19 protein-coding genes and 1 pseudogene are annotated in these 22,398 nt (G+C 30.5%); 7 read left to right on the top strand and 13 right to left on the bottom strand.

Going from position 1 to position 22,398, the window contains the following annotated elements:
• Positions 1 to 112 precede the first annotated feature (112 nt).
• Positions 113 to 808, bottom strand: coding sequence for a zinc metallopeptidase (locus ACY2RX_RS09645; RefSeq protein ID WP_490103766.1), 696 nt, complete (start codon positions 806 to 808; stop codon positions 113 to 115).
• A 101-nt stretch (positions 809 to 909) separates the two neighbouring features.
• Between ACY2RX_RS09645 and ACY2RX_RS09640 the strand changes: the two genes are divergently transcribed.
• The 6 genes and pseudogenes from ACY2RX_RS09640 (at position 910) to ACY2RX_RS09615 (ending at position 5,275) form a co-directional block, all read left to right on the top strand.
• On the top strand, positions 910 to 1,947 hold the full coding sequence (locus ACY2RX_RS09640) for an asparaginase (RefSeq protein ID WP_490103765.1): 1,038 nt from the start codon (positions 910 to 912) through the stop codon (positions 1,945 to 1,947).
• 221 nt (positions 1,948 to 2,168) lie between these two features.
• On the top strand, positions 2,169 to 2,891 hold the full coding sequence (locus tag ACY2RX_RS09635) for a MotA/TolQ/ExbB proton channel family protein (protein ID WP_490103764.1): 723 nt from the start codon (positions 2,169 to 2,171) through the stop codon (positions 2,889 to 2,891).
• A gap of 8 nt (positions 2,892 to 2,899) precedes the next feature.
• Positions 2,900 to 3,367, top strand: coding sequence for a hypothetical protein (locus ACY2RX_RS09630; protein WP_490103763.1), 468 nt, complete (start codon positions 2,900 to 2,902; stop codon positions 3,365 to 3,367).
• A gap of 4 nt (positions 3,368 to 3,371) precedes the next feature.
• A pseudogene (locus tag ACY2RX_RS09625) lies at positions 3,372 to 3,997 on the top strand (ExbD/TolR family protein).
• A 19-nt stretch (positions 3,998 to 4,016) separates the two neighbouring features.
• Positions 4,017 to 4,478: an ExbD/TolR family protein gene (locus ACY2RX_RS09620; protein WP_490103762.1), complete on the top strand. Its 462-nt coding sequence runs from the start codon at positions 4,017 to 4,019 to the stop codon at positions 4,476 to 4,478.
• 155 nt (positions 4,479 to 4,633) lie between these two features.
• Complete coding sequence (locus tag ACY2RX_RS09615) at positions 4,634 to 5,275, top strand: porin family protein (protein WP_490103761.1); 642 nt, start codon at positions 4,634 to 4,636, stop codon at positions 5,273 to 5,275.
• Here ACY2RX_RS09615 and ACY2RX_RS09610 read toward each other — a convergent pair.
• The 10 genes from ACY2RX_RS09610 to rplM all read right to left on the bottom strand — a co-directional run bounded on the left by ACY2RX_RS09610 (position 5,270) and on the right by rplM (position 15,609).
• Positions 5,270 to 5,869 (bottom strand): phosphatase PAP2 family protein, encoded by a 600-nt coding sequence (locus ACY2RX_RS09610; RefSeq protein ID WP_490103760.1) that lies wholly within the window; start codon positions 5,867 to 5,869, stop codon positions 5,270 to 5,272. The genes ACY2RX_RS09615 and ACY2RX_RS09610 overlap by 6 nt on opposite strands.
• Entirely contained in the window at positions 5,869 to 7,326 is a 1,458-nt protein-coding gene (gene rpoN, locus ACY2RX_RS09605) for an RNA polymerase factor sigma-54 (RefSeq protein ID WP_490103759.1), read from the bottom strand. The genes ACY2RX_RS09610 and rpoN overlap by 1 nt, the downstream gene beginning before the upstream one ends.
• Before the next feature lie 24 nt (positions 7,327 to 7,350).
• Positions 7,351 to 8,784 (bottom strand): asparagine--tRNA ligase, encoded by a 1,434-nt coding sequence (asnS, locus tag ACY2RX_RS09600; RefSeq protein WP_490103758.1) that lies wholly within the window; start codon positions 8,782 to 8,784, stop codon positions 7,351 to 7,353.
• A 108-nt stretch (positions 8,785 to 8,892) separates the two neighbouring features.
• Entirely contained in the window at positions 8,893 to 11,268 is a 2,376-nt protein-coding gene (locus tag ACY2RX_RS09595; RefSeq protein ID WP_490103757.1) for an efflux RND transporter permease subunit, read from the bottom strand.
• 99 nt (positions 11,269 to 11,367) lie between these two features.
• On the bottom strand, positions 11,368 to 11,922 hold the full coding sequence (frr, locus tag ACY2RX_RS09590) for a ribosome recycling factor (protein ID WP_490103756.1): 555 nt from the start codon (positions 11,920 to 11,922) through the stop codon (positions 11,368 to 11,370).
• Between the two features lie 95 nt (positions 11,923 to 12,017).
• A complete protein-coding gene (gene pyrH, locus ACY2RX_RS09585) occupies positions 12,018 to 12,728 on the bottom strand; it encodes a UMP kinase (RefSeq protein ID WP_490103755.1) in 711 nt (236 codons plus the stop codon).
• Positions 12,729 to 12,868: 140 nt separating this feature from the next.
• The gene (tsf, locus tag ACY2RX_RS09580) at positions 12,869 to 13,840 is read right to left on the bottom strand and encodes a translation elongation factor Ts (protein ID WP_490103754.1); all 972 of its coding nucleotides are present in this window, start codon (positions 13,838 to 13,840) and stop codon (positions 12,869 to 12,871) included.
• Positions 13,841 to 13,866: 26 nt separating this feature from the next.
• Entirely contained in the window at positions 13,867 to 14,649 is a 783-nt protein-coding gene (gene rpsB, locus ACY2RX_RS09575) for a 30S ribosomal protein S2 (RefSeq protein ID WP_490103753.1), read from the bottom strand.
• 118 nt (positions 14,650 to 14,767) lie between these two features.
• On the bottom strand, positions 14,768 to 15,154 hold the full coding sequence (rpsI, locus tag ACY2RX_RS09570) for a 30S ribosomal protein S9 (protein WP_490103752.1): 387 nt from the start codon (positions 15,152 to 15,154) through the stop codon (positions 14,768 to 14,770).
• Entirely contained in the window at positions 15,154 to 15,609 is a 456-nt protein-coding gene (gene rplM / locus ACY2RX_RS09565; RefSeq protein WP_490103751.1) for a 50S ribosomal protein L13, read from the bottom strand. Before rplM ends, rpsI begins: the two co-directional genes overlap by 1 nt.
• Positions 15,610 to 15,848: 239 nt before the next feature.
• Between rplM and ACY2RX_RS09560 the strand changes: the two genes are divergently transcribed.
• Positions 15,849 to 18,473: a DUF5916 domain-containing protein gene (locus ACY2RX_RS09560; RefSeq protein WP_490103750.1), complete on the top strand. Its 2,625-nt coding sequence runs from the start codon at positions 15,849 to 15,851 to the stop codon at positions 18,471 to 18,473.
• 4 nt (positions 18,474 to 18,477) lie between these two features.
• Here ACY2RX_RS09560 and ACY2RX_RS09555 read toward each other — a convergent pair whose 3' ends face one another.
• Both ACY2RX_RS09555 and polA read right to left on the bottom strand, forming a co-directional pair.
• Positions 18,478 to 19,434: an L-threonylcarbamoyladenylate synthase gene (locus ACY2RX_RS09555; RefSeq protein WP_490103749.1), complete on the bottom strand. Its 957-nt coding sequence runs from the start codon at positions 19,432 to 19,434 to the stop codon at positions 18,478 to 18,480.
• A gap of 36 nt (positions 19,435 to 19,470) precedes the next feature.
• Positions 19,471 to 22,314 (bottom strand): DNA polymerase I, encoded by a 2,844-nt coding sequence (polA, locus tag ACY2RX_RS09550; RefSeq protein ID WP_490103748.1) that lies wholly within the window; start codon positions 22,312 to 22,314, stop codon positions 19,471 to 19,473.
• Positions 22,315 to 22,398: the final 84 nt, after the last annotated feature.

The raw sequence follows: 22,398 nt of genomic DNA, 5'->3' as shown, positions 1-22,398 counted from the left end.
TAGACCCTTTTAATTGAGAAAAAGTTGCATCAAAAAAAATACTCCCAATAAAATCGAGAGTATTTTTGAATGCATTTTTCTGTAAGATTGAGAAACAAAAATGTCTGCGACATTAATCTCTATTACCCAAAACTTGTAAACCCCAATACAAAAGCATCGCTAAAGAACCAATTGCAGCAACTAAATACGTTCTTGCTGCCCATTTTAAAGCATCAGTTGCACCAGCTAATTCTTGTTGAGAAACCATATTTTTATTTTTTAACCAAGCCAAAGCTCTGTTACTGGCATCATACTCTACAGGTAAAGTTATAAAACTGAATAATGTAGCTAAAGCCATCATTACCAAACCAGCAACAGCAATAAAGAATGCAACTCCTGTAGCACCAGAAGCTGCTCCCATTATTAATCCTCCAATAACCAACCACTGAGAAAATTTAGAAGAGATACTTACAATAGGCACTAGTTTAGAACGCATTGTTAAATAACTATACGCTTTTGCGTGTTGTACTGCATGCCCAACTTCGTGAGCAGCAACAGCTGCTGCTGCTGCATTTCTTTGATTGTAAACAGCTTCACTTAAATTTACTGTTTTATCTTTAGGATTGTAATGGTCAGTTAATCTACCAGGAGTAGATATCACTTTTACATCAAAAATACCATTATCTGCCAACATTTTAGAAGCAATTTCTGCACCACTCATTCCGTTTCTAAGCTGAATTTGTGAATACTTCTTAAACTTACTTTTTAATTTATTACTAACTAGCATACTCACTAAAGAGATAAGACCAATTAAAAGATAAAAACTCATTCCCATAATTTATAGTGTTTTAAATTTGTATATCATTTTTGTTTGATAAATTTACAACATAAAGTATTCCGTTTTATTGTTTGGAATATAAAAATGACAAAATGACAAATAAACCGAACATCTTACTTATCTATACTGGCGGAACAATTGGTATGATTAAAGATTATAAAACAGGTGCTTTAAAAGCCTTTGATTTTAGTCAGATTGTAGAGAAAATACCAGAATTGCAACATTTAAATTGCAATATAGAAAGTATTTCTTTTGATGACCCCATAGATTCATCGAATATGAATACCAAATATTTTGTTGATATTGTAGAAATTATTGAAAAAAACTATATTAGTTTTGATGGTTTTGTAGTTTTAACAGGTTCAGATACAATGTCTTATACTTCTTCCGTAATTAGTTTTATGTTAGAAAATTTACAAAAACCAATCATTTTTACAGGATCCCAATTGCCAATAGGAGATTTAAGAACAGATGCCAAAGAGAATTTAATTACATCCATAGAAATTGCTGCATCAAGAAAAGATAATAAACCTAAAATTTCTGAAGTTTGTTTATATTTTGAATACAAATTATATAGAGCCAATAGAACTACAAAAATTAGTGCAGAACAGTTTGAAGCTTTTATCTCAATGAATTTTCCTCCGCTTGCAGAAAGTGGAGTGCATTTAAATTTTAATGAGCATTTAATTTATCAACCCAAAAAAAGAGAAAAAAAATTAATTGTAAGAAAAAAGTTGGCTGATGAGGTTGTGATTTTAAAACTTTTTCCAGGAATTTCTAAAATTGTTATAGAAAATATTTTAAACATTCCTAATTTAAAAGGAGTAGTCTTAGAAACTTATGGATCTGGTAATGCACCTAATTCAGAAAGTTTTATTGCGTTATTAAAAAAAGCGATACACAAAGGAATTAAAATAGTAAATGTAACGCAATGTAAAAGCGGAAGTGTAATAATGGGGCATTATGATACAAGTTTAAAACTCAAAGAAATTGGCGTTATAAATGGTAAAGATATTACAACAGAAACTGCTGTGGCAAAATTAATGTATTTGCTTAACGAAAATTTAAATGATAAGGAGTTTAAAACTTTTTTTGAACAATCTTTGCGAGGAGAAATAACGAATAATTAGCTCTATATTGAATCTATAATTGAATAAAATCAATTTTATAATCTAAAATAGATTGGTTTTTTTTTTAAATTTTAAATAATTTTTTGTTACTTGGCACTCTCAAAAGACTATATGGAAGCTTTTTTAAGATTAATTTCAATAAAGTAGCTTTCATATTATTTTTTTGAAATGAAAATTTATATCTTTAACCCGTTAACTATCAAAAATTAATTATAACAACGATGAAAAAAGTAGTAAATATCCTATCTATAACAGGATTTATGTTTTTTGGAGCCATTCAATCAACTTTCGCACAAGAAGCAGCTGAAGAATCAAGAACTTTTCACCAAGAATTAAAGCTTCGTTTTATTGAAGGTGATCCATCATTTATGGGAATTGTATTAGTTGCCTTAATATTAGGTTTGGCAATTGCAATTGAAAGAATTATTTATTTAAATATGGCTTCTACCAATACTAAAAAATTAGTAGCAAGTGTAGACGATGCGTTAAGCTCTGGTGGTGTAGAGGCTGCAAAAGAAGTTTGTAGAAATTCTAAAGGACCTGTTGCTTCTATATTTTATCAAGGTTTAGATAGAGTAGATGAAGGTGTAGACGTAGCTGAAAAAGCAGTTGTTTCTTATGGAGGAGTTCAAATGGGGCTTTTAGAGAAAAATGTTTCTTGGTTGTCTTTATTTATTGCATTAGCACCAATGCTTGGTTTCATGGGAACTGTAATTGGTATGATTGATGCTTTTGATAGAATAGCAGTAGCAAACGATATTTCTCCAGCAGTAGTTGCAGGTGGTATTAAAATTGCCTTATTAACAACTGTATTTGGTTTAATTGTTGCAATTATATTACAAATTTTTTATAACTATATCGTATCTAAAATTGACAGCATTGTAAACAATATGGAAGATGCATCAATTCAATTAATCGATTTATTAGTAAAATATAAAAAATAATAACAATTATGAAAAGTAATAAAATATTAAATATTTTAATTGCACTAATTGCTGTTATTGGAGCTTTTCTATTCATCAGAATTTTTTCTGTAGATGATATGGAAGCATTTAAAACAGATGTAGACCTTCAAAATGGTATCATTAGTCCAATTATATATTTTTCTACTTTCTTATTTTATGCTGCAGTAGGTATTGCTATTATACTTTCGTTATGGAGCATTATAAGAAATCCGGAAAACTTAAAAAAGACATTGTTAGGTGTTGCTGTTTTAGGTGTTGTATTAGTGTTTGCTTATTTCTTAGCAGATAGTAATGCAGTATTAGACACGCAAGGAAAAGTAATACCTAATGGAGGAGAAGCTGGTTCTGCTGTAAATAAATGGGTAGGTACTGGTATTTGGTACAGTATTACATTAGGTTTAGTTGCAAGTGTGTTTTTTGTTTACGATTTAGTTAAAGGATTAATAAAATCTTAATTATATGGCAAGAAGAGAGAATCCAGAAATTAATGCAGGTTCTATGGCAGATATTGCTTTCTTGTTATTAATATTTTTCTTAGTAACCACCACAATGAATGTAGATTCTGGGGTATCTAAGAAATTATCAGAGAAGCCGCCTGCAGACTATGTGCCACCTGTTATTAAGGAGAAAAACATTTTTGAAGTTAATATCAATAGAAATAATGATTTGTTGGTAGAAGGAGAAGAAATGAAAATTGAAGACCTTAAAGAAGCTGCAGTTAAATTTATTGACAATGGTGGTGGAGAAGGTAAAGTTGAAAATGGAGTAGCTACGGGTCCTTGTACTTATTGTAAAGGAGACAGAAGTCCATCATCATCAGATCATCCTATAACAAAGCAATTATCTCTGTTCAAAGTGATAGACTTACTGAATACGGAACGTATTTAAAAGTACAAAATGAACTATTAAGAGCATATTCAGAATTGCGTAACAGACTATCATTAGAAAGGTATAAAATTCCTTTTTCGGAATTGGAAAAAGCGTATAAAGATGATAGAGATAATGAAGATTTAAAGAAAAAAGTTGAAGATATTAAAACAAGTTATCCTCAAATTATTTCTGATGCCGAGCCAACATCTAATTAATTTTTAAAATATTAACAATATGTCTAAATTTAGAAAGAAGAAAAAAGGAATGCCAGCAGTTAATACTGCAGCTTTACCTGACATCGTTTTTATGTTGTTATTTTTCTTTATGGTAACCACTACTATGAGAGAAACAGATTTAAAAATTGAGAATCCAAGGTTACCTTCTGCATCAGAAGTTAAAAAGTTGGAACATAAAAGTTTAGTTACTACTATATATGTTGGTAAAGCTAAAGATGCTAAATATGGTAATAGTTATAATAGAATTCAGTTAAATGATAAAATTGGTACTGCAGATGATGTGCCAGCATTTATTATTAATGCAAGAAGCAAGGTTTCTGAAGCTGAAGTTCCGTTTATGACTACTTCTATTAAAGCCGATAAGGAATCTAGTGTGGGTACAATTACTGATATTAGATTAAAACTTAGAGATGTGAACGCATTAAAAATTAGTTATTCTGCTTCTAAAGCTAATAATTAATTATTTTATACATTTTTAGAAAAAGGATAATTCGTTAGAATTATCCTTTTTTTATGCGTTAAAGTTAAATTTTAAAATTATGAAATATTGTATATTTATAATTCGTTAATGTAATTATGATAAAGAAAAGTATACTATTTTTTTTAACCCTTTTTTTGTGTAATAATTTAATTGCTCAAAAAGATTCTTTACAACTTGGAGATAGATACTCTGATGATCAACTTTATGCATCAATATCTTATGCTCAACTGTATTCTCAACCCACCACAATTACAAAAAGCAATTTTTCTTATGCTTTATCTGTTGGTTTTATAAAAGATTTGACGCTTAATAAACGAGGTAATTTTTCTATTGCAGGAGGTGTAGGTTATGGTTATAATTATTTTAATCACGAATTAAAGGTAGATGTAATAAATAGTATCACAACTTTTAGCAAAGCTAATTCTATAAGCTCTAATTCTTATAAATCACATAATTTAGAAATTCCTTTTGAGCTTCGTTGGCGAACATCAACAGCAAAAAAATATAATTTCTGGAGGATTTATACAGGAATTAAATTTTTATACAATCTTTCTAATTCTTTTGAATATTTAGATGCTAAAAAAGATAAATTTAAATACAAAAATATTGCATCGCACAAAAAATTACAATATGGTTTGACTTTTTCTGCGGGTTATGATGAGTTTAATATTAATGTGTTCTATGGTTTAGCACCTATTTTTGAAAATGCAAGTTTAAATGGAGAGAAAATAGATACTAAAATTCTAAAATTTGGACTGATTTTTTATATTCTATAAAAAATAATTGACTAAAATTGGAGATAGAAACCCTAATATAAATCCAAAATATACTTCTTTAGGTGTATGTGCTTTTAAGTACAATCTAGCACTGGCTAGTAAACCAGAAAGAATTAGTGCAACAAGAATTACAACTATAAAAGTTTGATTATGTTTTGTATTTAAAACTAAAAAAAAGCCTACAGTAATTCCTAAGGATAATAAATGAATACTGGTTTTCATTTTAAAAGAAAATAGAATATATATAAAAGACAAACCTAGTGTTGTAGCGTAAAACAATAAACCTAAATCATTTAAATTAGGAACATTATTTAGTGTATTACCTAATAAATAGAACAATACAATCATCATTAAAATAGGTATTTTTCTTTCTTTAATACTCTCTGCTTTAAAAGATTTTATCAGCTTAAATTTCTTAAAAAGAAATAAAATAACAAGTGGTATAATGTAGGTCGTTACAAATATTAATCCTAAAACTGCTAATGTTTGATTGTTGTTAAACCGATTTGGAATTAAAATAAAGTATAACAATACACCAATTGTAGGAATTACAATTGGATGTAATAGTACAGATATAAACTTGTAAAATTTCATTATATTTCTTTTCTTAAACGTGCAACAGGCAAATCTAATTGCTCTCTATATTTTGCAACGGTTCTTCTAGCAATAGGATATCCTTTTTCTTTTAAAATTCCAGCAAGTTTCTCGTCAGTTAAAGGTTTTTTCTTGTTCTCATCAGCAATAACATTTTCTAAAATTTTCTTTATTTCTCTTGTAGAAACATCTTCACCTTGATCATTTTTCATAGATTCAGAAAAGAATTCTTTAATCAATTTTGTACCATAAGGTGTAGAAACATATTTGCTATTGGCAACTCTAGAAACCGTAGAAACATCCATATTAATTTTATCTGCAATATCTTTTAAAATCATTGGTTTTAACTTGCGTTCATCACCTGTTAAAAAATAATCATATTGATAATGCATTATGGTGTTCATTGTAACTAAAAGTGTTTGCTGACGCTGTTTTATTGCATCTATAAACCATTTAGCGGCATCTAATTTTTGTTTGATAAAAAACACGGCATCTTTTTGAGATTTACTCTTTGTTTTAGATGCTTGATAACCTTTTAACATATTATTATACTCTCTAGAAATATGCAATTCAGGAGCGTTTCTAGAGTTTAGAGTAAGGTCTAATTCTCCATCAATAAGTTTAATAGAAAAGTCTGGAACTATCTGTTCTGCTATTTTATTATTACCCGCATAAGAACTACCAGGTTTAGGATTTAACTTAGAAATTTCTGTATTTACTTTTTTGAGTTCTGCTTCAGAAATATTGAATTTTTCTTGTAATTTCTTGTAGTGTTTTTTTACAAAATGATCAAAAGCATTCTCTAAAATATCAATAGCTAAACTTCTTATTTTCGTTTTTTCTTTTCTTTTTAATTGAATAATTAAACACTCTTTTAAATCTCTTGCACCAACACCTATTGGATCTAAAGTATGAATTACCTTTTTTAAAATGGAAACAACTTTTTCCTCTGAGGTAAATACGTTTGCTGTAAATGCTAAATCATCAACTAAATCTAAGATATCTCTTCTAATATAGCCACTATCATCAATACTACCTACTAAAAATTCTGCAATCGCTCTTTCTTCATCATCAAAACTATAGGTGTTAAGTTGATTTTTTAAAGATTGATGAAAGCTTGTTCCGGCTGCATAAGGCACGCTTTTTTCATCATCGTCAGCAGAAAAATTATTGGCTTGCGTTTTGTAACTTGGTATTTCATCATCGCTTAAATATTCATCAATATTAATGTCTTCAGCCTCAATTTTTTCAGTACCAGTATCATCAAATTCATTGGTTAAATCGTCATCTATAGTATCAGATTCTTCTTTACCAGTATCTAACGCAGGATTTTCTTCAATTTCTTGTTTTAAACGTTCTTCAAAAGCCTGTGTAGGTAATTGAATTAGTTTCATCAACTGAATTTGTTGAGGAGATAATTTTTGTAAGAGTTTATATTGTAAACTTTGTTTTAGCATAAAATTAAATATACAAAATTCTGATTAAAACTCAGCATTTTGAGGTGTTCTTGGAAACGGAATGACGTCTCTAATGTTACCCATTCCTGTTGCAAATTGCACCAATCTTTCGAAACCTAATCCAAAACCTGAGTGAACTGCTGTACCAAATTTTCTTAAATCTAAATACCACCACAATTCTTCTTCTTCAATTCCTAGAGCTTTCATTTTATCAACCAAAACATCATAACGTTCTTCTCTTTGCGAGCCACCAACAATTTCTCCAATTCCAGGAAAGAGAACATCCATTGCTCTTACTGTTTTTCCATCATCATTTAAACGCATATAAAATGCTTTGATATTTGCTGGGTAATCAAATAAAATTACAGGACATTTAAAGTGTTTTTCAACTAAAAAGCGTTCGTGTTCAGATTGTAAATCTGCTCCCCATTCGTTAATTGGAAACTGAAATTTCTTCTTTTTATTAGGTTTAGAATTGCGTAAAATATCGATAGCTTCTGTGTAAGAAACACGTTTAAAATTATTATCAACTACAAATTTTAGTTTGTCGAGCAAACACATTTCGCTTCTTTGGGCTTGTGGTTTGCTTTTTTCTTCTTGTGTTAAACGATTGTCAAGAAAAGCTAAATCGTCTTTACAATGTTCTAAAACATAATTGAGAACATATTTTATAAAGTCTTCTGCCAAATCCATATTGCCATCTAAATCCATAAAAGCAACTTCGGGTTCAATCATCCAAAACTCTGCTAAATGACGTGTTGTATTCGAGTTTTCTGCTCTAAAAGTGGGTCCAAAAGTGTAGGCTTTACCCAAAGACATTGCAAAAGTTTCTGCTTCTAATTGCCCAGAAACAGTAAGGTTGGTTTCTTTACCAAAAAAATCTTTAGAATAATCAATTTTACCATCTTCAGTTGTTGGTGCTTTGTTGTCTTCAAAAGAAGTAACTCTAAACATTTCTCCTGCTCCTTCTGCATCAGAACCTGTAATTATAGGAGTGTTTACATAGTTAAAGTCTCTTTCTTGAAAATATTGATGTACTGCAAAAGACAATTTAGAACGTACTCTCATAACCGCGCTAAATGTGTTTGTTCTCATACGCAAATGCGCATTTTCTCTTAAAAACTCAAAGCTGTGTTTTTTAGGTTGAATAGGATATTCATCTGGATTAGAATCTCCTAAAATTTCTATCTCAGAAACCTGTATTTCTACAGATTGCCCTCTACCTTGGCTTTCTGCTAAAGTTCCTTTTATTGCAACTGCAGCTCCTGTATTTATTCTTTTTAAAGTTGCTTCTGGTGTGTTTTCAAAGTCGATAACACATTGTATATTGTTAATGGTAGAACCATCATTTAGAGCAATAAAGCGATTGCTTCTAAAAGTTCTTACCCAGCCTTTTATGTGTACTTCTTGTAATAATGTGTTCGATTTTAAAAGTTCGGCAACGTTTCTATTCATCATCATATTCTTAAAATAATATTGCTATAAATATATGTTTTTATTAAAAAGTAAAGATACTTTTTTGTGATAAGATTAACAATGATGAAGTGTCAATAAAAATATAAAGTTTTATTCATCTTCCTTTTCATCTTCTGGAGGTAAAATTCTTATTGCAGGTTCTTTAAATACTTTTTTATTCGCTATTTTCTTTTCGAAAGATAATAATAAAGAAGGCAATAATAATAAATTAGAAACCATTGCTAATAATAAAGTTATAGAAACTAAACCACCTAAAGCGATGGTGCCTCCAAAACTAGAGAGTGTAAAGGTTAAGAAACCAAAAAACAAAACGATTGATGTGTAAAACATACTAACTCCTGTTTCTCTAAGAGCCGTATAAACAGAGGGTTTTATACTCCATTTACTAGCAATTAATTCTTGTCTGTATTTTGCCAAAAAGTGAATAGTATCATCTACAGAAATACCAAAAGCAATACTAAAAACTAATATGGTAGAGGGTTTTATAGGAATATCTAAGAAACCCATTAATCCTGCAGTAATTAATAAAGGTAAAATGTTTGGAATAAGTGATATAAAAATCATTTGCGGTGATTTAAACATCCAAGCCATAAAAACGGCAATTAAAAATATTGCTAATGATAAAGAAATTACTAAGTTTTTAATTAAATAATTAGTTCCTTTTATAAAAACTAAAGCTTTACCTGTTAAAGAAACTTCGTATTTTTCTGACGGAAATTCTTTTGCAATAACCGTTTTTAATCGTTCTTGTATAGCATCCATTTTATCTGTGCCAACATCTTTCATAAAAGTGGTAATTCTTGCATAACGTCCTGTAGAATCTACAAAGTTTTTTAACATACCAGCATCGCTATTTGAGTTTTTAGTATACGCAAAAATGTAACTTTTTTCTTGAGTAGTTGGTAATTGATAATATTTTGGATTTCCTAAGTAATATGCTTGTTTAGAGTATTTTACTAAATTTGTTATAGATACAGGTTTAGATAATTCTGGAAAACTTTCTATGGTTTCATTCAACTCTTCCATCTTTTTTAAAGTAGAGAGTTTCATAACACCTTTTTCTTTTTTGGTGTCTATTAAAATTTCTAAAGGCATAATACCACCAAACTCACTTTCAAAAAACTTTATATCTTCATAAAAGCTTTTGCTCTTTGGCATATCTTCAATTAAACTACCAGAAACTTTAATCATATAAACACCAATAATTCCGGTAATTATTACAATTACGGTTGCTAAATAAATGGTAATTCTGTGTCCTTTAACCATTCTTTCCATCCAATCAACAACATTTTCTATCCACTTTTTTTCAAGATGATTTAAATGTTTTTTCTTTGGAAGCGGCATAAAACTATAAATGATTGGAATAATTAATAATGCCAAAATAAAAATACTGATAATGTTTACAGAGGCTAAAATTCCGAATTCTCTTAATAAGTTACTTTTTACAAAAACAAAGGTTGCAAAACCAGATGCAGTTGTAATGTTGGTCATTAAAGTGGCGTTTCCAATTTTAGAAATTACACGTTGTAAAGATTTTGCTTGATTACCGTGCTTTTTTATTTCTTGTTGGTATTTGTTGATGAGAAAAACTGCATTTGGCACACCAATAACAATAATTAATGGCGGAATTAATGCTGATAAAACTGTAATTTCATATCTAAATAAACCAATAAAGCCAAAAGCCCAAGTAACGCCAATCATTACTACTAAAAGTGTAATAAAAGTTGCTCTATAAGAACGGAAGAAGAAAAAGAAAATTAATGCAGTTATTAGTAGTGCACCGCCTACAAACATTCCTATTTCATCTTGAATATTTTGCGCATTTAAAGTTCGTATATAGGGCATTCCAGAAACACGAACATCTAGATTGTTTTCCTTCTCAAAGTTTTCTATTATTGGTATTAAAGTATTAAAAATAAAATCTCTTCTAATAGGAGTATTTATGATTTCTTTTTTAATATAGATAGCAGTTTGTAGCGTGCCAGTTTCTTTATTATAAAGTAAATTATCGTAAAAAGGCAGTTTCTCAAAAAGTTGTTTTTTTATTTTTAAAACTTCTTTTGATGTAACGGGTTCTTTGTTATACAAAGGTTCTAATACAAACTTTCTTTTTTTTCTATCTGCTTTTAATTTTTTTACATCAGCAATAGAAAGTGTAAAATCTATTTCATTTAAACTATCAAATTTTTTGACTAAATTGTTCCAGGCGTTAAATTTTTTTGGTGTAAAAACAGTTGAGTCTTTAATGCCAAGAATAACTAAATTACCTTCTTCACCAAATATTTTTAAAAATTGATTGTATTGTAGGTTGGCCTTATGGTCTTCTGGCAATAAGTTGGCTTCTGTATATGAAAATTTCATATACTTCATTTGCGAAGCTAATAAACCCGTAATAATTGCAATTCCTATTAAAACCAAATAACGGTTTCTTAAGATAAGACCAGCAACTTTTGTCCAGAAATTCATTTAGAATTGTTTGTGTAAAATTAAGTAAATTTGAGTTTTAGTATAAAAAGAAAAGAGTGTTTCTAAACACTCTTTTCTTTTTGCTCTTTTTAATTAAGCTTAAATGGTTAAAATTTCTTTTTCTTTAACAGTCAATTTATCATCAACTAGTTTAATGTAACTATCTGTTAAATCTTGAACATCAGCTTCAGAGTTTTTCTTTAAATCTTCAGAAGCATCTGTTTTTTTGATGTCGTTATTAGCTTCTTTACGAGCATTTCTAACACCAACTTTTGCATCTTCTGCTTCAGCTTTAGCTTGTTTTACTAAGTTTTTTCTTCTTTCTTCTGTTAATGGCGGAACATTTATCATAATTACATCACCATTATTCATTGGGTTAAAACCTAGATTGGCTAATTGAATTGCTTTCTCAATTTCTTGTAGCATATTTTTTTCCCATGGCTGAATACTCAATGTTCTTGCGTCTGGCGTGTTTACATTGGCAACTTGACTTAAAGGAGTTTGAGAGCCATAATAATCTACCATTACAGTGCTTAGCATTGCAGGTGTAGCTTTACCTGCTCTAATAGTTTTTAATTCTTTTTCTAAATGTGCAATGGCTTTGTTCATAGCCTCTTTAGCAGTGTCTAATATAAATTCGATTTCTTCGTTCATCTATAATAAATTTTAAAAGATTTGATTCCTTTTTTCATAGGAATGATATTTTATTGGAAACTCTAAAGTAAAATCTTTAGAGAAGCTTTATTCAATTATTGAGTATCAACAACAGTACCAATTTTTTGGCCAGAAATTAATTTTAATAAGTTTCCTTGTGTGTTCATATCAAAAATGATAATTGGTAATTTGTTTTCTTCACTTAATGTAAATGCTGTCATATCCATTACTTTTAAACCTTTTTCTATAACTTCTTTAAAAGTAATGTTTTCAAACTTAACAGCATTTTTGTTTTTTTCTGGATCAGATGAGTACACTCCATCAACTCTTGTGCCTTTTAAAATAGCATCTGCATCTATTTCTATGGCTCTTAAAACAGCAGCTGTATCTGTTGTAAAATAAGGGTTTCCTGTGCCTGCACCAAAAATAACTACACGTCCTTTTTCTAAATGTCTTATTGCTTTTCTTTTTATGTATGGTTCTGCAACTTCTTTGATTTCTAATGCAGTTTGTAAACGAGTGTAAACGCCTTCATCTTCTAAAGCACTTTGTAAGGCTAAACCATTTATACAGGTTGCTAACATACCCATATGATCTCCTTGGACACGATCCATACCATTACTAGCGCCTGCAACACCTCTAAAAATATTTCCACCACCAATTACAATGGCTACTTCTATGCCTTTTTCTACAACTTGTTTTATTTCTTTTGCGTATTCAGAAAGACGTTTAGGGTCTATTCCATATTGTCTATCACCCATTAAAGCTTCTCCGCTTAATTTTAAAAGAACTCTTTTGTATTGCATAAATTTTTATCTATTAGATTCCCACTTTTGTGGGAACAGGAGTTATGCAAAATTACTATTTTTTTTTGAGTTTATTTTTTTTGATGCATAAAAAAACCTCGCAAATTTGCGAGGTTTAAAATATAATTTGAAAGAAAATGTTATCCTAAAGTAACTCTTTTGAATCCGCTTACGGTAACGTCTCCATAAGTTTTTACATATTGTGCTACATTTTTCTTTTCGTCTTTAATAAAAGCTTGGTCTAAAAGACATTGTTCCATATCTAAAGTTGTATTATCTGCAATAAATCTTTCCATTTTTCCTGGTAAAATTCTATCCCAAATTTTTTCTGGTTTTCCTTCTGCAGCTAATTGCGCTTTTGCAGCTTCTTCAGCTTTTGCTAAAACTTCAGGAGTTAATTGAGCCATAGAAATATATTGAGGAACATTTTTTAAGGTTTTACCCAATCTTCCTAACTCAATATTATCTTTTTCGATAACAGCAATTCTTGCTTCAGTTTCTGCAGCTACATATGCAGGATCAAAATCTTTATAAGATAAAGTAGTGGCTCCCATAGATGCCACTTGCATTGCAACGTCTTTTGCTAAAACATCAGCATTATCTACCACAGCAGATAAACCAACTAAAGCAGCAATTTTACCAATATGAGTGTAAGCACCAATATAAGCAGCTTCGATTTTTTCGAAAGCAGTAATGTCTAACTTTTCGCCAATAACACCAGTTTGTTCAACTAATTTATCGGCAACAGACATTCCTCCAAAATCAGCAGCTAAAAATTCTTCTTTAGTAGAACAATTTAAAGCGATATCTGCAAACTGACCACCTAAAGCTACAAATTTTTCATTTTTACCAACAAAATCGGTTTCACAAGCTAAAACAATAGCAACTCCTTGTGTTTTTGCTTCGTTAATTCTTGTTACGGCAACTCCTTCTGTAGATGCTCTATCAGCTCTTTTTGCAGCAATTTTCTGACCTTTTTTACGCAAAATGTCAATTGCTTTATCAAAGTCTCCAGCAGCTTCTACTAATGCCTTTTTACAGTCCATCATTCCAGCTCCTGTTGCTTCTCTTAATTTTTTAACATCAGCAGCACTTATTTTTACTGTTTCCATGTTATTATATGTTTTATGGATTATAATTATTTTGTTTCTTCTGCAGGTGTTTCTGTAACTTCAGCTTTAATTTCTTCCTTTTTAGGAGCCTCTTTAGCTGCTTTTACTTTTTCTTTGTCTGCTTTTCTATCTGATAAACCTTCTGCAATTGCATCCGTTACAAAAGATAATACTTTGTTTATAGACTTAGAAGCATCATCATTTGCAGGAATTACAAAATCTACTAATCTTGGATCAGAGTTTGTGTCTACCATTGCAAAAATAGGAATGTTTAATTTTTGAGCTTCTGCAACTGCAATGTGCTCTTTTTTAATGTCTACTACAAATAATGCACCAGGTAAACGAGTCATATCTGAAATAGAACCTAAATTCTTTTCTAATTTTTCTCTCTGACGATTAATTTGTAATTTTTCTCTTTTCGATAAAGCATCAAAAGAACCATCTTGTTTCATTCTATCAATAGAAGCCATTTTCTTTACAGCTTTTCTAATAGTTACAAAGTTTGTTAACATACCTCCTGGCCATCTTTCTGTAATGTAAGGCATATTTACTGCTTTTGCTTTATCTGCAACAATATCTTTTGCTTGCTTTTTTGTAGCTACAAATAAAATTTTACGTCCAGAGTTAGCTATCTTTTTTAAAGCTTCTGAAGTTTCTTCTATTTTAGCTGCCGTTTTATACAAATCTATAATGTGTACACCATTTCTTTCTGTATAAATATATGGAGCCATATTTGGGTTCCATTTTCTAGTTAAGTGCCCAAAATGAACACCATTTTCTAATAATTCTTGAATGTTTACGTTTGCCATTTTTTAAATGTGTTTACTTTCTGTTTTTAAATCAATATATAAGTAGTCTTTTATGAATCTTATATATTTAGATGCTAAACTGTTATTAATATTTGATAACAGTAATCTAAACAATATATTAACGTTTAGAGAACTGGAATTTTTTACGTGCTTTCTTCTGACCGAATTTTTTACGTTCTACCATTCTTGGGTCACGTGTTAATAATCCTTCTGGTTTTAAGATTGCTCTGTGTTCTGGGTCAATAGAAACTAATGCTCTTGTAATTGCTAAACGAATTGCTTCTGCTTGTCCTGTTACACCACCACCATAAACATTTACTTTAATATCGTAAGATGCTAAGTTTTCTGTTAACATTAATGGTTGTTGTACTTTATATTGTAAAGTTCCTGTTGTAAAGTAACTTTTATAATCTTTTTTGTTTACTGTAATATTACCTTTTCCTTCAGAAAGATAAATACGTGCTACAGCAGTTTTTCTTCTACCGATTTTGTGAACTGTATCCATTATTTTAAATCGTTAAGGTTAATAGCTTTAGGTTCTTGACCTGCTTGTTTGTGCTCTGAACCTGCATATACATACAAGTTTCTGTATAAAGCTGCTCCTAAGATATTTTTAGGTAACATCCCTTTTACTGCTTTTTCGATTAATCTTGTAGGATCTTTCTCAAACATTTCTGTTGCAGTTAACGACCTTTGTCCTCCTGGATATCCTGTGTGACGGATGTAAGACTTATCAGTCCATTTTTTACCAGTAAGGTTAATTTTTTCTGCGTTGATAATAACCACGTTATCTCCACAATCTACGTGTGGTGTATAATTTGGCTTGTATTTACCTCTAATTAGCTTTGCTACTTTAGAAGCTAGACGACCCAACGTTTGCCCGTCTGCATCAACTAAAACCCACTCCTTGTTTACGGTAGCGCTGTTTGCTGATACTGTTTTGTAACTTAATGTGTTCATAATTACACTTTTAGTCTTTGTTTAATGTTAATATTTATAATTTTCCTTAAAAAAGGAGTGCAAATGTACCGCTTTTTATTTGATTGACAAATAGTGTTTTAGTTAATTTTACAGCTTTTTAAAAGTGTTAAAATTAGATTTCAATTATTAACATATTCTTAAGAAAATAGAAAAGTACTTTTGTTTTAGAAAAAGAGGTGAATAAAAACTTTTTTTTGATTATCAATCAATCCAAATTTATGAAGTTTCGTTTATCAATTTTGTTAGTGTGTGTTTCTGTATCTATGAGTAATTATGGTCAAGAATCATCATCAGAAGTAATATCAAAAAGAATTTATACTACAAAGAAACTTAAAAAAGTACCTGTTATTGATGGTGATATTTCTGAAGATGCTTGGAGTGTTGTAGAATGGTCTTCAGATTTTACTCAAAAAACTCCGAATGAAGGTGTTCCGCCAACGCATCAAACAAAATTTAAAGTAATGTATGATGCAAAATATTTATATGTTGCCATAAGAGCTTTAGATGATAGTCCAGATTTGATTCAACAAAGATTAACAAGGAGAGATGGTTTTGCTGGTGATAGAGTAAATGTTATTATTGATAGTTATCATGATAAAAGAACTGCTTTTGTTTTTACAACCACTGCAGCAGGTGTTAAAGGTGAAGAAATTGCGACTCAGAATGGAAATAATTTTGACGAAAGTTGGAATCCAATTTGGTACACAGACGCTAAAGTTGATGCTAAAGGATATACTGTTGAAATGAAGATTCCTTTTAGTCAATTACGTTTCGGAAAAGCCAAAGAACAAGTTTGGGGTTTTAATGTTAACAGAACCATTTTTAGAAAAAATGAACGCTCATTGTGGCAAAGAATTCCAAATTCTCAATCTGGTTTTATTAGCGAAGCAGGAGAATTACACGGTTTAATCGATTTAAAGTCTCAGAAGCAATTAGAAATTCAACCATTTACAGTTTTACAGTATGATAATTATCCATCAGAAAAAGGGAATCCATATAGAGATGGAAGCGATTTTAAAGTAAATGGAGGTCTAGATGCAAAAATTGGAATTACCAATGATTTAACTTTAGATTTAACCATAAATCCAGATTTTGGGCAAGTAGAAGCAGATCCTGGAGCCATTGCTTTAGACGGATTTCAAATATTTTTTAAAGAACAGCGTCCGTTTTTTGTAGAAAACAAAAATATTTTTGATTATAAATTTGCGAACGGAAGAGACAACCTTTTTTATAGTAGAAGAATTGGTAGAAGCCCGCATAAAAAAGCAGATAAAAAGAAAGGTGAGTTTGCAAATAATCCTATTAATACAACAATTTTAGGAGCTGCAAAATTTTCTGGAAAAACCAAAAGTGGTTGGTCTATTGGTGTTTTAGAAAGTATTACTGCTAACGAATATGCAGAAATAAGACAAACTGATGGAAAAACAAGAGACGAAATTGTAGAGCCTTTAACTAATTATTTTGTTGCAAGAACTCAAAAAGATTTTAATGATAGAAATACTTTTATTGGTGGAATTTTTACAGCCACAAATAGAAACTTAAGAGACAATTTTAATAAACTCCACAAAGCTGCTTACACAGGTGGAATCGATTTTAAACATAACTGGAAAAACAGAAATTATTTTATAGAAGGTAATGTTATTGCCAGTAAAGTTTTGGGTAGTAAAGATGCGATTACTGCAACTCAAAAAACCTTACGTCATAATTTTCATAGAGTAGATGCCAATCACGTTAATGTAGATGAAAATAGAACTTCTTTAACAGGAACAGGAGGTAGAATTGAAGCAGGGAAATCTGGAGGAGGAAACTGGCGTTATAATGGTGGTTTTATTTGGCGATCACCAGAATTAGAATTAAATGATATTGGGTTTTTACGTCAAACCGATGAAATGATTCAGTTTGCAAACCTTCGTTATTTATGGCAAGTTCCTAAAGGAATTTATAGAAATATTCAACTAAGATTAGCGCAATTTTCTACTTACGATTTTGATGGAAATTATAATAGAATTCAATACGAATTTCAAGGTAATTTTAGTTGGAAAAATAATTGGTGGACAGAAATTGGTTTAGGTCATAAACCTAGAATCTTTGGAAACTCATTTTTAAGAGGTGGTCCACGTTGGCGTTTTGCTAACGAAAATTTTGGTTTCTTGTTTTTTGGTTCAGATAGAAGTAAGAAATTTAGTTTTACTTTAGGATATGTAAATGGCGTATCAAAAGAAAATGTAGTAGATTTTAAACGCTATGTTTTTAGAATGAATTATCAACCATTTGATGCTTTTAGCATGTCTTTAAACACAGAATTCGAAAAAACAATTGATAAAACACAATATGTTACAGCAAGAGATTTTGGCAACCAAAAAAGATATATTTTAGGAGAAATAGACAATCAAACTTGGTCTACAACTTTACGCCTAAATTATAGTATAAATCCTAATATGTCTATTCAGTTTTATGGGCAACCTTATATTGCTAGAGGTAGGTATGCCAACTTTAATTATGTAAATAATCCAATAGCTTCTAGTATAAACAATAAAGTGAGTTTTTATAATCCGAATCAAATTTCTTTAAATAGCGGTAGTTATGAAGTTGATGAAAATATTGATGGAAATGTTGATTTTTCTTTTGGTAAACCCGATTTTTCTTTTGTGCAATTTAGAACCAATCTAGTGGCACGTTGGGAGTATATACCAGGTTCTGAGCTGTTTTTTGTTTGGTCTAGAGGCGGAATGGGTAATGATTCTGCTACCAATTCTTTATCAAAAAGTTTTCGAAATCAGATTATAGATAAACCTTTAGAAGATACATTTTTAATAAAAGCTACTTATAGATTTGTGAGGTAAATTTTTATTGAAAAGTTGCACGTTGCAAACGATCGTTAATCGATTTTCCTAAACCATTTTCTGGAAAGCGTTCTGCAATAATTACATCTAATTTTAGATGGTCTAATTTGTGCAAAGAATCGTATAAATTAGAGGCAGCTTCTTCTAAAGATTTTTCTTTTGATAAAATAATTTCATCCAAAGAATCATCATTTAAAGATTGATAAAACACAAGTACACCAATTTTTTTTCCTTTATGTTTTTTTACTTCAGCAGCAACATTATCCACTAAAAAAGTACGCGTAGATGGCGCATAATGTCTTGCCAACATTCCTGGTGCATCTGGCATAATTTCCTTTTTATTTTTGATAGAAATTTTACCAACAACAGCCTCAATGTCTTCTAAAGCCAAAGCTCCAAGTCTATAAATTATAGGTTCATCATTTTCAAAACCGATAATGGTAGATTCGATTCCATTTGTACAAGAACCACCATCTAAAACCATTTTTATATCATTTTTAAAATAGTTTTCTACGTGTGCTGGTTTTGTTGGGCTAATGCTACCAAAAGGATTTGCACTTGGTGCCGCTAACGGAAATGGCAATTGCTGCAACAATTCTAAAGTTACAGGATGATTAGGAACGCGAACTGCAACAGTGTCTTTATTTGCAGTAATTAAGTCCGGAATTTTATCACTTTTAGGCAATACTAAAGTCATAGAGCCTGGCCAAAAAGCTTGTGCTAATAATTTTGCTTTTTCAGGAATATGTGTTACAATTTCACTCAAAACATCAGCAGAAGAAATATGTACAATTAACGGATTAAAAAACGGACGTTTCTTGGTAGAAAAAATACTTTTGATCGCTTTTTCGCTAAAAATATTTCCTGCTAAACCATAAACAGTTTCTGTTGGTATGGCTACCAACTGCTCATTAGTTAAAAGTTGAACTGCTTTTTGTATGTCTTTAGAAATAATACTCATATTTTGCGGCTGCAAAATTACATATAAAATTAATTTCTAATGCGCTTCTAGCCAATTATTGCCCAAACCAATTTCTACATCTAAAGGAACAACCATTTTAAAAGCATTTTCCATTTCGTGTTTTATAATAGGTTTTATGGTTTCTAATTCGTCTTTATGAGCATCAAAAACCAATTCGTCATGTACTTGCAATAACATTTTAGATTTAAAATTTTCTTGCTCAAATCTTTTGTGAATATTTATCATTGCTAGTTTAATAATATCTGCTGCAGAACCTTGTATAGGTGCGTTTACAGCATTTCTTTCAGCAGCTCCTCTAACCACAGCATTTCTAGAATTGATGTCTTTTAAATACCTGCGTCTTTTTAAAACGGTTTCTACATAACCGTGTTCGCGAGCAAAATCTACCTGCGCAGACATATACGCTTTTAATTTTGGATAGGTTTCATAATATGTATCAATCAATTCTTTAGATTCGCTTCTGGTTAAATTGGTTTGGTTGCTTAAACCGAAAGCAGAAACGCCGTAAATAATTCCAAAATTTACCGTTTTTGCATTGCTTCTTTGTTCACGAGTAACATCATTTAAATTAACATTAAATACTTTTGCAGCAGTAGAAGCGTGAATGTCTTCGCCATTTTTAAAAGCATCTATCATTGTTTCTTCTTTGCTTAAAGCAGCAATAATTCGCAATTCAATTTGACTGTAATCTGCAGCCAATAAAACGTGATTTTCATCTCTTGGAATAAACGCTTTTCTCACTTCTCGTCCGCGTTCTGTTCTTATGGGAATGTTTTGTAAATTAGGATTGTTAGAACTCAATCTTCCTGTGGCAGCAACAGCTTGGGCATATACTGTATGAATTCTGTTTGTTTTCGGATTTATCTCATTTGGCAACGCATCTACATACGTGCTTTGTAGTTTTTTATACTGACGATATTCAAGAATATCTCTAATAATTTGATGATCTTTTGCCAAGTAAGATAAAATGTCTTCACTGGTTTTGTATTGACCCGTTTTTGTTTTTTTTGGTTTGTTAACCAACTTCATATTTTCAAACAAAACAATACCTAATTGTTTGGGCGAAGCAATATTAAACTCTTCGCCAGCTTGCTCATAAATTCCTTTTTCTAATCGGTTAATATCGTCAGTTAAAGCAACCGATAATTCTTTTAAGAAAGCTTTATTTAAGTTAATTCCTTCTATTTCCATAGCTGTTAAAACCGAAACCAAAGGCAACTCAACATCGTTATATAGTTTTGTAAGATTTCCTTCGGATAATTCTTTGGTAAAATGCTCTTTTAATTGCAAGGTAATATCTGCATCTTCAACTGCATATTCGGTTTGTTCTTCAATAGGAACTGTACGCATAGAAAGTTGATTCTTCCCTTTTTTACCAATCAATTCTGTGATAGAAACGGGTTGATAATTTAGGTAGGTTTCTGCCAAAACATCCATATTGTGGCGCATATCAGGATTGATGAGATAATGCGCAATCATCGTATCAAACAATTTGCCTTTAACGGGCATATCATAATTCGATAAAACCTTAATATCATATTTTAAATTATGACCAATTTTTTCGATTTCATCGGAAGTAAAAAACGGATGAAACTCTTCTAAAATAGCTTTGGTTTCTTCTTGATTTTCTGGGAACGAAACATAATATCCTTTACCAATTTCATAAGAAAAAGCAATTCCTATTAGCTCAACTTCTAAGGCTTTTAAACCTGTAGTTTCTGTATCAAAACACACCGATTTTTGTTGCATTAATTTTTGCAACAATAGTTTTCTCGATAAAGGCGAATCTATATGTTGATAAAAATGATTGGTGTTTTTTATGTTTTTAAAACCTGAAGCAACTTGTTCTTCAGAAACACTTCCAGTTCCAGGAGCTGAAAACAAATCGAATTGTCCGCCTGTATTTACCACAGCTTTTTTTGCAGTAGCTTTTGGCTTTTCTTCAGTTTTATTTTCAGTAGATTTTGTAGATGTTTCAGTAGAAAAAGTCCTCAAGAAATTAGTTAATAAATTTCTGAACTCCAAATCGTTAAAAATCTCGGTAACTTTTTCTTTATTGGGTTGATCTAATGTAAAATCATCAGCATCAAAAGTTACAGGAACATCTAGCATTATGGTTGCTAATTTTTTAGAAAGCAAACCTAATTCTGCGTTCGCTTCTACTTTTTCTTTCATTTTTCCTTTAAGCTCATCTGTATTGGCTAACAAACCTTCCATAGAGCCAAATTGCGCCAGAAATTTCTTTGCGGTTTTTTCTCCAACTCCTGGCAACCCTGGGATATTATCAGAAGAATCACCCATCATTCCTAAAAAGTCGATAACTTGTTCGGGGTTTTCAACACCAAATTTTTCTTGTACTTCTGGTATTCCCCAAATATCGTAACCGCCTCCAAAACGGGGTTTGTACATAAAAATATTTTCAGAAACCAATTGCGCAAAATCCTTGTCAGGCGTTACCATAAAGGTTTTGTAACCTTCTTTTTCTGCTTGTTTAGAAAGTGTTCCAATAACATCATCAGCCTCAAAACCTTCTTTTACCATAATTGGTATATGCATTGCTTTTAGAATCTCATAAATGTATGGCACAGCAACTTTTATAGCTTCTGGAGTTTCATCTCTGTTGGCTTTGTAAGCTTCAAACATTTCTACTCTATCTACGCTGCCACCTTTATCAAAACAAACTGCTAAATGATCTGGTCTTTCACGTTTTATAACGTCTAACAAAGAGTTCATAAAACCCATTATGGCTGAGGTATCTAAGCCTTTAGAATTAATTCTTGGGTTTTTTATAAAAGCGTAATATCCGCGGAAAATTAATGCATATGCATCAACTAAAAAAAGTCTTTTTTTGTCTGACATTTATTGATTTGTTCTTAAAAAGTGATGATGTTTTTAGATATCGCAGAAAGGTACAAAACTTTAACAAGACGTTAAAATTCATTC

The organism is Polaribacter sp. 2405UD43-2 (assembly GCF_058147125.1).
The sequence above is the reverse complement of the archived record's forward strand: the minus strand, read 5'-3'. Positions and strand labels throughout refer to the sequence as shown.

Excerpts from the sequence above, each read along its gene's own strand:
- ACY2RX_RS09560 (WP_490103750.1), top strand. The coding sequence starts at position 15,849 with ATGAAGTTTCGTTTATCAATTTTGTTAGTGTGTGTTTCTGTATCTATG.
- rpsI (WP_490103752.1), bottom strand. The coding sequence starts at position 15,154 with ATGGATACAGTTCACAAAATCGGTAGAAGAAAAACTGCTGTAGCACGT.
- rpsB (WP_490103753.1), bottom strand. The coding sequence starts at position 14,649 with ATGGCAAACGTAAACATTCAAGAATTATTAGAAAATGGTGTTCATTTT.
- ACY2RX_RS09645 (WP_490103766.1), bottom strand. The coding sequence starts at position 808 with ATGAGTTTTTATCTTTTAATTGGTCTTATCTCTTTAGTGAGTATGCTA.
- polA (WP_490103748.1), bottom strand. The coding sequence starts at position 22,314 with ATGTCAGACAAAAAAAGACTTTTTTTAGTTGATGCATATGCATTAATT.
- asnS (WP_490103758.1), bottom strand. The coding sequence starts at position 8,784 with ATGATGAATAGAAACGTTGCCGAACTTTTAAAATCGAACACATTATTA.
- ACY2RX_RS09630 (WP_490103763.1), top strand. The coding sequence starts at position 2,900 with ATGAAAAGTAATAAAATATTAAATATTTTAATTGCACTAATTGCTGTT.
- ACY2RX_RS09620 (WP_490103762.1), top strand. The coding sequence starts at position 4,017 with ATGTCTAAATTTAGAAAGAAGAAAAAAGGAATGCCAGCAGTTAATACT.
- pyrH (WP_490103755.1), bottom strand. The coding sequence starts at position 12,728 with ATGCAATACAAAAGAGTTCTTTTAAAATTAAGCGGAGAAGCTTTAATG.
- ACY2RX_RS09555 (WP_490103749.1), bottom strand. The coding sequence starts at position 19,434 with ATGAGTATTATTTCTAAAGACATACAAAAAGCAGTTCAACTTTTAACT.
- rpoN (WP_490103759.1), bottom strand. The coding sequence starts at position 7,326 with ATGCTAAAACAAAGTTTACAATATAAACTCTTACAAAAATTATCTCCT.
- ACY2RX_RS09610 (WP_490103760.1), bottom strand. The coding sequence starts at position 5,869 with ATGAAATTTTACAAGTTTATATCTGTACTATTACATCCAATTGTAATT.
- ACY2RX_RS09640 (WP_490103765.1), top strand. The coding sequence starts at position 910 with ATGACAAATAAACCGAACATCTTACTTATCTATACTGGCGGAACAATT.
- ACY2RX_RS09595 (WP_490103757.1), bottom strand. The coding sequence starts at position 11,268 with ATGAATTTCTGGACAAAAGTTGCTGGTCTTATCTTAAGAAACCGTTAT.
- frr (WP_490103756.1), bottom strand. The coding sequence starts at position 11,922 with ATGAACGAAGAAATCGAATTTATATTAGACACTGCTAAAGAGGCTATG.
- rplM (WP_490103751.1), bottom strand. The coding sequence starts at position 15,609 with ATGAACACATTAAGTTACAAAACAGTATCAGCAAACAGCGCTACCGTA.
- ACY2RX_RS09635 (WP_490103764.1), top strand. The coding sequence starts at position 2,169 with ATGAAAAAAGTAGTAAATATCCTATCTATAACAGGATTTATGTTTTTT.
- tsf (WP_490103754.1), bottom strand. The coding sequence starts at position 13,840 with ATGGAAACAGTAAAAATAAGTGCTGCTGATGTTAAAAAATTAAGAGAA.